Here is an 11,598-nt window from a genome sequence, read left to right on the forward strand (position 1 = left end):
AACGGCGCTCCTGCCTTTCATGCAGGAGCGCCGTCGGTGTTCGCGCCGCTCAGTCGCTGGACGGAAGTTGCTTGGCTTCCTTGAGATCCAGGGGCACCGCATCGACGTCGAGGGTGCCCACACCCGCCCGGGTCACCAGGATCTCGGCGCCGGTGGCGTGGACGTACCGCTTGCCCACGGCGGTCCCGTCGGCGAAATCCGGGTCGATGACCGCGCGTGTGTCCTTGGCCGCGCCGAGGTTCACCATGGGGGCGCCACCACAGCGCAGGCCCGCGATGGCGTCGGTGGCTTTGATGACGATGACCTGGGTGTCGCAGACCTGGCTTTCGAGGCGGGTTCCGCTGGTGATCACGATGCTCCTCGGGGGGTGGCTATGGCGGAGAGCTCGTCGACGAGATCGCGCCGCAGGATCTTGCCTGTGGGGTTGGTCGGGAGGTCGGTACGGAAGACGACCCGATCCGGGGTGCGGGAGCCGCGCAGATTCGCGCGGACATGGTCGCGCAGTTGCTCGGGGTCCGGCGCCGCACCGGGGACGGGCACGACGACGGCGACCAGGATCTGGCCCCACTGCTGGTCCGGTAGGCCGACGACGGCGACCTGTGCCACCTCGGGATGCTCGACCAGCACATCCTCGAGCTCGGCCGGGGCGATGTTCTCCCCGCCGCGGATGATGGTGTCGTCGGAGCGCCCACCGATGAACAGATAGCCGTCGGCGTCGAGTGCTGCCAGGTCCCTGGTCGGGAACCACCCGTCGGCGTCGAGCGCCGAGCCGAGGCCACGATAGACCCCGGATACCTGTGGGCCCCGTACGAAGAGCTCGCCGATCTCGTCGGGCGGCAGGACGGTTCCGTCCTCGGCCCGGATCTCCAGTTCGATGCCGGGCACCGCCCGTCCGACCGAACCGAGCCTGCGGGCGATCGCGGGATCGGTTGCCGCGAAGGCGATCCGGTGGTCCTCCGGTGTCGATACCGCGATGGTCGAACTGGTCTCGGTGAGCCCGTAGGCATTGACGAGACCGACCTCCGGCAGCAGTTCGAGGGTCGCGCGTACCAGTGGGAGCGGCGCCCGGGAACCGCCGTAGGCGAGCGTGCGCAAGCTCGGCAGCGCGGTCCCGGGCGCCGCGCGCAGGGCGGTGACGATCCGGTCGAGCATCGTCGGTACCACCGTCGCGTTGGTGACGGCTTCCTCGCGGACCAGCGTGATCCAGCGCTTCGCGTCGAACTGCCGCAGATACACCGTGGTCCGGCCGGCATAGAGGTTGGACAGGGCGGCACCGACACCGGCGATGTGGTATGGCGGGACGCAGACCAGGGCCGCGTCCGTCGGTGCGGCAGAACCGAATTCGACGGTGCCCATGACATAGCTCGTCAGATTGGCGTGGCTGAGCTCCACGGCCTTGGGCTGGGCGGTCGTGCCCGAGGTGAACAGCAGGACCGCGGTGTCCTCGGGCGCGGGTTCGGTGATCGTGGTGTCGCCGGACGCGGTGCGGACCGCGGCGCAGAACAGCGCGGAGCCGATGACCTGCTTGCCGGTCCCCGCGACGATGTCGGCGTATTCGTCGTCGGCGACAACGAGCGGGGTGGGGAGCCGCTCGACGAGCTCCCGCAGCGCGGCCGCGCCGAGCCGGTAGTTCAGCGGAGTGAACGCGCGGCCCGCCCGCGCAGATCCGAACAGCAGCAGCGGCAGCATGATTCCGCCGGTGCCGACGTAGGCGACATGGCCCACACCCGCCGAGTCGATCAGGCCCGCCGCGCGGTCGGCCAGCTCGCTCAGCTCGGCCACGGTGATCCTGGTGTCGTCGGCGACGACGGCGTTGTGGTCGGGCCCTGTGGCCGCGGCCATCTCGAGTAGCACGGAAATGCTCAAAATCTCACCTCATCGGTTCACTGCGGAGGCGGCCACCCCGACTCCGGGTCCGGGGTGGCCGCGGTCGTGCAGGTCAGCGCGCGGTGTGCGCGGTGGCCGCCTTGATCTGCGCCTGGAAGGCGGCCAGTTTGTCCTCGGCCGAGGTCGATCGCTGGCTGCGCGACCTGATGCTGACGTCGTGGCCGGCCGCGACGGCCCGCAGGGCGCCGACGGTGGCCTGTTCCCGCGGGATGTGCTGGAACGGGTCGAAGGAGTACCAGCGCATCGCGTTCAGATGTGTGATCTTGTCGATCTCGTCGTCGGGCACCTGTTCCTGTTCGAGGAGGTCGGCGAGGACCTCGGGAGCGTCGGGCCACATGGAGTCGCTGTGCGGGTAGTCCATCTCCCAGGAGATGTTGTCGACGCCGATCTCGTGCCGGAGGCGGACACCGACCGGATCGCTGATGAAGCAGGTGAGGAAGTGGTCGCGGAACACCTCCGACGGCTTCTTGCCGCCGAAGTCCTGCATCGTCCAGGTCGAGTGCATCTCGAACGTGCGGTCCACCCGCTCCAGGAAATACGGGATCCAGCCCGTGCCGCCCTCGGACAGCGCGATCTTCAGGTCCGGGTAGTCCTTGACCGGCCGGGACCAGAGCAGGTCGGCCGCGGCCTGCACGATGTTGAGTGGCTGCAGCGTGATCATCACATCCGGCGGGGAGTCGACCGCGGGAATCGACAGCCGGCCAGAGGACCCGATGTGCACACTGAGCACGGTGTCGGTGTCGACGAGGGCCTTCCACAGCGGATTCCAGTACGGATCGTGAAAACTGGGGTAGCCCAGGGCCGCCGGGTTCTCGCTGAAGGTCAGCGAATGCACGCCTTTGGCGGCGACCCGGCGTACCTCGGCGGCACATAGTTCCGCGTCCCAGATCACCGGCAGGGCCATCGGGATGAAGCGGCCGGGGTAGGCGCCGCACCACTCGTCGATGTGCCAGTCGTTGTAGGCCTGGACCAGGGCCAGGGAGAAGTCCGAATCCTCGGTCGCGAACAGCCTGCCCGCGAAGCCGGGGAACGAGGGGAAGTTCATCGAGGCCAGGATGCCGCCCGCGTTCATGTCCTTGATGCGCTCGTGGACGTCGAAACAGCCCGGCCGGATCTCGTCGAGACCGTCGGGCTCGAGGCCGTATTCCTCTTTCGGTCGTCCCGCAACGGCATTGAGGGCGACATTCGGGATGACGGTGTCGCGGAACTTCCAGACATCGGCGCCGTCCGGGGTGTGCACCAGGTGCGGTGCGTCGGCGGCGTACTTCTTGGGCAGGTGCCGGGCGAACATGTCCGGCGGTTCGATGATGTGGTCGTCGACGCTGATCAGGATCATTTCGTTCTTGTCCACGCGCACTCTCCTATCTAAGTTACTGTAAGACTTACTATAAATATTTCGCCTGCTTAATGGGCCAGGAAGAGGATTTGTTCCCTGGTGTAGCTGTGGCCGGGATGCCGCTCGGCGAGATGCTGCCGGGCTCGCTCGACGAGGCCGTCCTCGTCGGCGCCGGTGAGCCACTCGCCGCACGGGCAGGTGAGGTAGCGCTTCTGGGGATCGGTCACAGGATCGCCCCGCTGTCCTTGGCGGCGACGATGTCGTCCCACTCCAGGCCGAGTTCGAGCAGGATCGTTTCGGTGTGCTCGCCGTATTCGGGTGCGCGGCTGGGCGCGGCGGGTGTCTCGTCGAACTGGACCGGGGCGGCGACGGTCCGGTACTCGGTGCCCGCGCTGTCGGTCATCGTCATGAGGTAGCCGTTGGCGGCGACCTGGGGATCGGTGAGCACTTCCTGGGGGCTGGCGATCGTCGCCCACACGCCGGGCTCGTCGGCCAGGGCCTTCTGCCAGTCGGCGAGGTCGCGCTCGGTGAAGGTCGCGCGCAGTTCGGCGGTCGCGGCCTCCTGGTTGACGACCAGATTTGCCAGCGGGGTGAAGCGCGGGTCGGTGCCCAGGTCGGGGCGGCCGATGCGCTCGCAGAACCCGGCCCAGAACCGGTCGGCCTGCAGCAGGACGAGCTGGACCCAGCGATTGTCGCGGGTGCGGTAGCGGTTGACCGCGGGATTCAGGGCCGTGCCCGCCTCGCCTGCGGGGATCCGGTCGATGCCGTAGTAGTCGGCGGCGGCGATATCGGGCGCGACCGACCACATGCCCTGGGCGAGCAGCGAACTGTCGACGATCGGCGCGTGGCCGGTGCGCTCGCGATGGAACAGCGCGGCGGTGACGCCACCCGCCAGCGTGATGCCGCCCTGGAGATCGCCGAAGGCGGGGCCCTGCGCCATCGGGAACTCGGCGTTGGTCGGGGACAGTGCGTAGGCCACACCCGCCCGGGCCAGGTAGCTGGCGGCGTCGAAGCCGCCGCGGTCCTTCTCCGGACCGCGGCTGCCGTGGCCGCTGCCGCGGGCGATGATCACCGACGGGTTGAACTCCCGGATCTGCGGCACCGTCAGGCCCGCGCGCTGGAGGGGGGCGGGCAGCCAGTTGGTCAGGAAGACATCGGCCTCGGCGATCAGCTGGCCCAGGATCTGCCTACCCCGTTCGGTCTTGATGTCGACGCCGATGCTGCGCTTGCCGTGATTGCCGAGTTCCATCATGAAATTGGCCTGGACCGCGGTGCCGGTGCCGTCGAGGCCGCCGATGGTCAGGTTGCGGCAGGGATCTCCGCCCCGGGTGTCCTCGACCTTGATGACGTTCGCGCCCCAGTCGGCCAGTGCGGCGCCCGCGCTCGGCACATAGGTCCACGACGCCAGCTCGACAACCATGACGCCACTGAGCAATCCGGACATCGGTGCTCCTTTCCCGCGATTGATACGTGTCCCGAAGTACTATACGGTAATCATTACAGTTAATCATCCAGGATGGTCATCGGGAGGCAATGTGAGCGAGGTCGTCGGCGAGCGGGCCGCACTGAGTCCGGAGCTGGGGCTGGTGGCCGCCACGCAGGCCGAGTCGCGCATGCTCATCGACGGTGAGCTGACCGGCGCGCGGTCGGGCGCGACGTTCGACAACCACAGCCCGGCCACCGGGTCGGTGCTCGGCGTCACCGCCGCCGCGGGGGAAGCGGACATGGCGCGGGCGATCGCCGCCGCGCGCCGGGCATTCGACCACAGTTCCTGGCCGGTCGACCGGGCGCTGCGCCGTCGCTGTCTCGAGCAATTGCAGAGCGCGCTGGAAGCCGAGAAGGAACAGCTGCGCACCGAGCTGGTCGCCGAGGTCGGCTGCCCGGTCATGACGACCCACAACGCCCAGCTGGACTGGCCACTGGCCGAGGCGCTGCGCTATCCGGCCGGGCTCATCGACGAATTCGCCTGGGAGCGGGTGCTCGCGGGCGGCGGACTCTTCGGTGACCGGAACAAGCGCACCGTGGTGCAGGAACCGGTCGGTGTCGTCGCGGCGATCTGCCCGTCGAACTTCCCCGTCGAGGTCGTGCTCAACAAGCTCGGCCCCGCCCTGGCCGCGGGCAATACCGTTGTCCTGAAACCGGATCCGCACACGCCGTGGAACGCCACCCGGCTCGGCAGGCTGATCGCCGAGCGCACCGATTTCCCGCCGGGTGTGGTGAACATCGTGACCACGCCGTCGAACGACGTGGCCGGATTGCTGGCCACCGATCCGCGCGTCGATCTGGTGTCGTTCACCGGGTCGACCGAGGTGGGGCGCCTGCTCCTGCGTCAGGGCGCGGCGTCGATGAAGCGGACGTTCCTCGAGCTCGGTGGGAAATCCGCACTGATCGTGCTCGACGACGCGAAACCGGAGCTCGCTCTGCGCAGCGCCATCGGGGTCTGCGTGCACGCGGGCCAGGCCTGCGCGGCGACGAGCCGGATGCTGGTGCACCGCTCCCTCTACGACGACATGGTCGAGGCCGTCGCGGCGGCCTTCGCCGCGGTCCCGGTCGGCGATCCGGCACTGCCGGAAACCCTCGTCGGCCCGTTGATCAGTGCCGCACAGCAGGATCGGGTCCGCGCCGCGTGCGCACGGGCGGAGCGCGAAGGCGCGCGCCTGGTCACCGGCGGCGCGATACCCGCCGATCTGCCCGCGCACCTGGCCGGCGGGCACTTCTTCTCGCCGACCGTCTTCGCCACCGAGGACCCCGGACTGGCGATCGCGCAGGAGGAGGTGTTCGGGCCCGTGCTCGTCGTCATCCCGTTCGCCGACGACGACGAGGCGGTCCGCATCGCCGACAGCACCGCGTTCGGACTGGCCGGCGCCGTGCTCTCGCGCAGCGACGAACGCGGGATGGCGATCGCGCGTCGCCTGCGCACCGGCGCGGTCGGCGTCAACGGCGGCATGTTCTACGGCGCGGACGCGCCGTTCGGCGGCTACAAGAACAGCGGAGTCGGCCGCCAGTGCGGCATCGAGGGCTTCCAGCAGTACCTCGAGACCAAGACCATCGGCTCCCGGCTCCCGCGACAGCGCTGAGCCCGCGAGCACCCCCGACCACCGTAGAAGTACTGAAAGGTTGCCATCAGTGGGAAGTTTGGACGACAAGGTCGCCGTCATCTCGGGCGCGGCCCGCGGACAGGGACGCTCGCACGCGGTCAACCTGGCCGCCGCGGGCGCCGACATCATCGCCCTCGACATCTGCGCGGACCTCGAGGGGAACACCTACCCCCTGGCCCGGCCCGAGGATCTCGAGGAGACCGCCCGGCTGGTCGAGAAGGAAGGCAGGCGCTGTCACCCGGCGATCGTCGACGTGCGCGACCGCACCGCGGTCTGGGCCGCGGTCGCCGCCGGCGCGGAAGCACTGGGCCGCCTCGACATCGTGGTCGCCAACGCGGGCATCGCGCCGCTGGGCAGCGGGCAGAGCATGCGATCGTGGTCGGACACCATCGACACCGATCTGGTCGGGGTGTTCAACGTGGTGCAGGCCAGTCTGCCGCACCTGGGCGCGGGCGCCTCGATCATCGCGACCGGTTCGCTGGCCGCGCAGCTGGGCAGCTCCACCAAGCAGGGGCCCGGCGGTTCGGCCTACAGCTTCGCCAAGCAGGTCGTCGCGCACTACGTCAACGATCTGGCGATCCAGCTGGCCAAGCAATCGATCCGGGTCAACGCGGTCCACCCGACCAATGTGGACACCGACATGCTGCACAACGACGGCATGTACAAGATCTTCCGCCCCGACAAGGACGCCCCGACCCGCGCCGACGCGGAGCAGGCGTTCCCGGCCATGCAGGCCATGCCCGTGCCCTACATCCAGCCGCAGGACGTCTCGAACATGGTCGTGTTCCTGGCCTCCGACGCCGCCCGGTTCGTGACGGGCAGCCAGATCCGCGTGGACGCAGGCGGATTCGTCAAGGCCGTGCCCTGGGGGAAGTGAACCATGACCGAAACGACCACGGCCAACAAGCTCTTCCGCTGCGTCATCTGCGGCTGGGAGTACGACGAGGAACTGGGCTGGCCCGACGACGGCATCGCCCCCGGCACCCGCTGGGACGACATCCCCGACGACTGGACCTGCCCGGACTGCGGTGCGGAGAAGTCCGACTTCGAGATGATCGAGGTCGCGCGGTGACGGTTACGCGCCGCGGGCAGATCGTGATCGTCGGCGCCGGCATCGCCGGAGTCGGCGCCGCCAAAACCCTGCGCAGGGAGGGGTTCACGGGGTCGATCGTGCTGGCCGGTGCCGAACGGGCGCAGCCCTACCGGCGGCCGATGGTGTCCAAGGAACTGCTGTCCGGCGCGGCCGGCGCGGAGCGGGCGCGGCTCGAACAGCCGGCCTTCTGGGCGGACATGAGCATCGAGCTGCGCACTGCCACGATCGCCACCCGCCTCGATACCGATGCCGCCCGTGTCGAACTCGGGGACGGATCCGACCTGGCGTACGACGCTGTGGTGCTGGCCACCGGAGGCCGCGCGAAACGGCTGGACCATCTCGTCCCCGAGGCGTACACGGTGCGGCAGCTGGCCGACCTCGACGCGCTGCGACCGGTGCTCGGCGCGGCCGGAAAGGTCGGCGAGACCCTGTCGGTACTGGTCATCGGCGGCGGGTTGATCGGGATGGAGGTGGCCGCGGCCGTGCGAGGCAGCGGGGCCGAGGTCACCGTGCTGGAGGCTGCCGACCGGTTGCTTGAGCGTGTGCTGCCCGGCGCGATCTCGGCGAGTTACGAACGCCTGCACCGTGATCGCGGGGTCGGCGTACACACCGGAGTGCGGCTCGTCTCGGCGGAGACCAGGGACGCGGTGACCACGGTGTCCGCCGAGGACGGGCGGTCCTGGCGCGGCGATGTCGTGATCGTCGCGGTGGGGATGACACCGGAGACCAGCCTGGCCGAGGCCGCCGGGCTCACGGTCGCCGACGGCGTGGTCGTCGACGAGTACTGCGCGGCCTCGGCGCCCGCGGTGTTCGCCGCCGGAGACGTCGCCCGGTTCCCCAATCCGATCCTGGGCGGGTCCGAACGGGTCGAGCACTGGAACCATGCCCAGGCGCACGGCAGTGCCGCGGCACGCAGCGTGCTCGGTCACGGATCGCCCTACCGCGACGTCCCGTGGTGCTGGACCAGCCAGTTCGGCCGCACCCTGCAGATCGCCGGATGGCCCACTCGCGGTGACGAACTCGTCGTCCACGGAGACCTCGACGGCGCCGGCTCCTTCCTCGCGCTGTCCCTGGCGCAGGACCGGCTGATCGGTGCTCTCGGAGTCGGCAGGCCCAAAGACGTCCGCGCCGCACAGGAGCTGATCGGGGACGGTGCCCCGCTTCCGCGCGTCCTGTTCGGCGCCGACGAAATCGATCTGGTGGCGGCCGCGGCGACGCTCCGTTCCACCGGCGCACCGGCGGCCTCGTGACGCCCCGCAACCCCACTGCTGTCACCGAACAGACTAACGCCGCACCGCCCGGTGCGGCCCAGAGAGACGAAGGTTGAGAGATATGGCCAAACCGGTCATCGTCAGCGCGGTACGGACCGCGATCGGGCGGTCCTTCAAGGGCGCGCTCGTCAATGTGGCATCGGAGACCCTCGCCACCGAGATCCTCACCGAGGCGGTCCGCCGCTCCGGTATCGACCCCGCCGAGGTGGACGATGTCATCCTCGCCGAATTGAACTACGGCGGCGGCGATCTCGCCCGGCACGCCGCGGTGGCCGCCGGGATGACCGGCGTGCCAGGCCAGGCCGTGAACCGGCACTGCGCGGGCAGCCTTACCTCGATCGCCAACGCGGCCGCGCACATCAGCGCGGGTGTGGAACGCGTCATCGTCGCCGGTGGTGTGCAGTCGCTGTCCACGGCCCCGCTGATGAAGTGGCGGGTGCCCGGTGTCGGCCCCGATCTCGAGTTCCGCGAGCCCTGGATCCCGCCATCGCATCCGGAGACCCCCGACGCCCCGGCGACCGACATGTCGATCACGGTCGGCTGGAACACCGCCAAGAAGGTCGGCATCAGCCGCCAGGAGATGGACGAGTGGGCGCTGCGCTCCCACCAGCGCGCGATCGCCGCGATCGATGAGGGCCGGTTCGCCGAGGAGATCCTGCCGTTGAAGGTGGCCCAGGCCGACGGCTCGGTGCTCGACTTCGCGGTCGACGAGCATCCCCGCCGCGACACCACCCTCGAGCGGCTGGCCTCGCTGCCGGTGCTGCACCCCGGGATCGAGGGCTTCTCCATCACCGCGGGCAACAGCAGCGGCATCAACGACGCCGCGGCCGCGGTCACCGTCACCGCCGACGACTACGCCGCAGGTGCCGGTCTCGAGGTGCTGGCCACGGTCCGGACCTGGGCCAATGTCGCGGTGACACCGGCGGACAACGGGCTCGCCGCGGTCGAGGTGGTCGGCAAGGTGCTCGATCGCGCAGGGCTGAGCGTCGCCGATGTGGCGCTGTGGGAGATCAACGAGGCCTTCGCTTCGGTCCCGATCGCCGCCTGCCGCAAGCACGGCATCGACGAGTCGACGGTGAACTTCTCCGGCAGCGGTTGCAGCCTCGGCCATCCGATCTCGGCCTCCGGCGCCCGCCAGGTGGCGACGCTGATCTACGAGCTGCGCCGTCGCGGCGGCGGGATCGGTGTCAGCGCCATGTGCGCCGGTGGCGGTATGGGCGGCGCCCTGGTCATCGAAGTCTGAGTACCCGGCAATCAGCGAAAGAACAAGGAGGTCCCTGTGTCGGATGAAGTACAGGTCGAACGACGCGGCCGGACACTGATCGTTACGATCAATCGGCCGCAGGCACGCAATGCGGTGAATCTCGCGGTCAGCCAGGGACTGGCCGACGCCATGGACGAACTCGACGGCGACGCCGAACTGTCGGTCGCGGTGCTGACCGGCAGTGGCGGAAACTTCAGTGCCGGAATGGATCTGAAGGCGTTCGCGGCGGGGGAGTACCCCTACGTCGCCGGTCGGGGTCTCGGCTTCTCCGAGAAGCCGCCGCGGAAGCCGATCATCGCCGCGGTCGAGGGGTACGCCCTGGCCGGCGGCACCGAACTGGTGCTGGCGACCGACCTGGTCGTTGCCTCGCGCACCGCGCAGTTCGGTGTTCCCGAGGTCAAACGCGGCCTGGTCGCCGGTGGCGGCGCACTGCTGCGGCTGCCCCGGCGGATCCCGTACCAGAAGGCGCTGGAACTGTCCCTGACCGGCGACACTTTCACCGCCGCGGACGCCGCGTCGTGGGGTCTGGTGAACGAGCTGGCCGAGCCGGGCGAAGCCCTGGACCGGGCACTGGCGCTGGCCGAGCGGATCACCGCCAACGGGCCGGTCGCCGTCGCGGTGACCAAGCAGGTCATCGTCGAGGCGGCCGCGTGGCACCCCGACGAGATGTGGCAGAAGCAGATGGCGCTCATCGGCCCGGTCTTCGCCACCGCGGACGCGCAGGAAGGCGCGAAAGCCTTCGCCGAGAAGCGAACCCCCCAGTGGACGGGCAAGTGAGGCCGCACGGCCGCCTTGTCCGCCGTCGAATCGAGAAGTGAGGAGAAACAGTGTCGTTCGAAGGTGAAGTGGTGTTGGTGACCGGCGGTGCCGGTGGCCTCGGTGCCGCGACGGTGCGCAAGGTGCACGCCGAGGGTGCGGCCGTGGTGATCGCCGACCTGAATGACGAGAAGGGCAACGCCCTGGCGACCGAGCTGGGCAACAAGGCCGTCTACGTGCGGACCGACGTGCTCGACGAGGACTCGGTGGAGAACGCGATCGCCGCGGCCGCCGAGCTGGGCACGCTGCGCTACGCGGTGATCGCCCACGGTGGTTTCGGCGTGCTGGAGAAGGTGGTCAACCGGGACGGATCCCCGCACACCCTGAAGGGTTTCACCGACACGATCGCGCTCTACCTGACGGGCACCTACAACGTGCTGCGGCTCGCGGCGGCCGCGATGGCCAAGCTCGAGCCCAAGGCCGACGGTGAACGCGGTTCCGTGGTGATGACCAGCTCGATCGCCGGCTACGAGGGCCAGATCGGCCAGTCCGCCTACGCGGCGGCCAAGGGCGGCGTGATCGGTCTGACGCTGGTCGCCGCTCGCGATCTGAGCGCGGTGGGTATCCGGGTCAACAGCATCGCGCCGGGCACCATGCACACCCCGATCATGGATTTCCTCGGTGCGGAGAAGCTCGCGCAGTTCGCCGCGTCCGTGCCGTTCCCGAAGCGGCTGGGCGCACCGGTGGAATACGCGTTGCTGGCCCAGCACCTGCTCGAGAACCCGTACATCAACGGGGAAGTGGTGCGTATCGACGGCGGTCAGCGCTTCCAGCCGAAGTGAGTCGTGCCGTCACCACGGCCGCCCGAAACCGCCACCGCCGCTCCGTGATCC

12 protein-coding genes are annotated in these 11,598 nt (G+C 69.5%); 7 read left to right on the forward strand and 5 right to left on the reverse strand.

The genetic code is table 11. The features are described 5' to 3' along the window. Positions 1 to 49: 49 nt before the first annotated feature. From ACWF9G_RS33080 to ACWF9G_RS33100, 5 genes are all read right to left on the reverse strand, one after another. Positions 50 to 352 carry a hypothetical protein gene (locus ACWF9G_RS33080; RefSeq protein WP_378826261.1) on the reverse strand — a complete coding sequence of 101 codons (303 nt, stop codon included), beginning with the start codon at positions 350 to 352 and terminating at the stop codon, positions 50 to 52. Continuing rightward, on the reverse strand, positions 349 to 1,866 hold the full coding sequence (locus tag ACWF9G_RS33085; protein ID WP_452520099.1) for a class I adenylate-forming enzyme family protein: 1,518 nt from the start codon (positions 1,864 to 1,866) through the stop codon (positions 349 to 351). The genes ACWF9G_RS33080 and ACWF9G_RS33085 overlap by 4 nt, the downstream gene beginning before the upstream one ends. Positions 1,867 to 1,939: 73 nt before the next feature. Next, positions 1,940 to 3,238, reverse strand: coding sequence for an amidohydrolase family protein (locus tag ACWF9G_RS33090; RefSeq protein ID WP_452520100.1), 1,299 nt, complete (start codon positions 3,236 to 3,238; stop codon positions 1,940 to 1,942). Between the two features lie 53 nt (positions 3,239 to 3,291). Beyond that, complete coding sequence (locus ACWF9G_RS33095; RefSeq protein WP_379310258.1) at positions 3,292 to 3,450, reverse strand: DUF1059 domain-containing protein; 159 nt, start codon at positions 3,448 to 3,450, stop codon at positions 3,292 to 3,294. Continuing rightward, positions 3,447 to 4,667 carry a CaiB/BaiF CoA transferase family protein gene (locus tag ACWF9G_RS33100; RefSeq protein ID WP_452520102.1) on the reverse strand — a complete coding sequence of 407 codons (1,221 nt, stop codon included), beginning with the start codon at positions 4,665 to 4,667 and terminating at the stop codon, positions 3,447 to 3,449. The genes ACWF9G_RS33095 and ACWF9G_RS33100 overlap by 4 nt, the downstream gene beginning before the upstream one ends. Positions 4,668 to 4,758: 91 nt before the next feature. Here ACWF9G_RS33100 and ACWF9G_RS33105 point away from each other — a divergent pair, with 91 nt between their 5' ends. The 7 genes from ACWF9G_RS33105 to ACWF9G_RS33135 all read left to right on the forward strand — a co-directional run bounded on the left by ACWF9G_RS33105 (position 4,759) and on the right by ACWF9G_RS33135 (position 11,547). Continuing rightward, a complete protein-coding gene (locus ACWF9G_RS33105; protein WP_452520104.1) occupies positions 4,759 to 6,300 on the forward strand; it encodes an aldehyde dehydrogenase family protein in 1,542 nt (513 codons plus the stop codon). A gap of 49 nt (positions 6,301 to 6,349) precedes the next feature. After that, a complete protein-coding gene (locus ACWF9G_RS33110; protein WP_452520105.1) occupies positions 6,350 to 7,198 on the forward strand; it encodes a mycofactocin-coupled SDR family oxidoreductase in 849 nt (282 codons plus the stop codon). Positions 7,199 to 7,201: 3 nt separating this feature from the next. Continuing rightward, on the forward strand, positions 7,202 to 7,393 hold the full coding sequence (locus ACWF9G_RS33115; protein WP_379310261.1) for a rubredoxin: 192 nt from the start codon (positions 7,202 to 7,204) through the stop codon (positions 7,391 to 7,393). Beyond that, positions 7,390 to 8,664, forward strand: a complete 1,275-nt coding sequence (locus ACWF9G_RS33120) for an NAD(P)/FAD-dependent oxidoreductase (protein ID WP_452520108.1) — start codon at positions 7,390 to 7,392, stop codon at positions 8,662 to 8,664. Before ACWF9G_RS33115 ends, ACWF9G_RS33120 begins: the two co-directional genes overlap by 4 nt. An 82-nt stretch (positions 8,665 to 8,746) precedes the next feature. After that, complete coding sequence (locus ACWF9G_RS33125) at positions 8,747 to 9,928, forward strand: thiolase family protein (protein ID WP_452520110.1); 1,182 nt, start codon at positions 8,747 to 8,749, stop codon at positions 9,926 to 9,928. A 36-nt stretch (positions 9,929 to 9,964) separates the two neighbouring features. After that, positions 9,965 to 10,726 carry a crotonase/enoyl-CoA hydratase family protein gene (locus ACWF9G_RS33130; protein WP_452520111.1) on the forward strand — a complete coding sequence of 254 codons (762 nt, stop codon included), beginning with the start codon at positions 9,965 to 9,967 and terminating at the stop codon, positions 10,724 to 10,726. Positions 10,727 to 10,776: 50 nt separating this feature from the next. Beyond that, positions 10,777 to 11,547, forward strand: a complete 771-nt coding sequence (locus tag ACWF9G_RS33135; RefSeq protein WP_379310266.1) for an SDR family NAD(P)-dependent oxidoreductase — start codon at positions 10,777 to 10,779, stop codon at positions 11,545 to 11,547. Positions 11,548 to 11,598: the final 51 nt, after the last annotated feature.

It is taken from the genome of Nocardia sp. NPDC055029, from assembly GCF_053608525.1.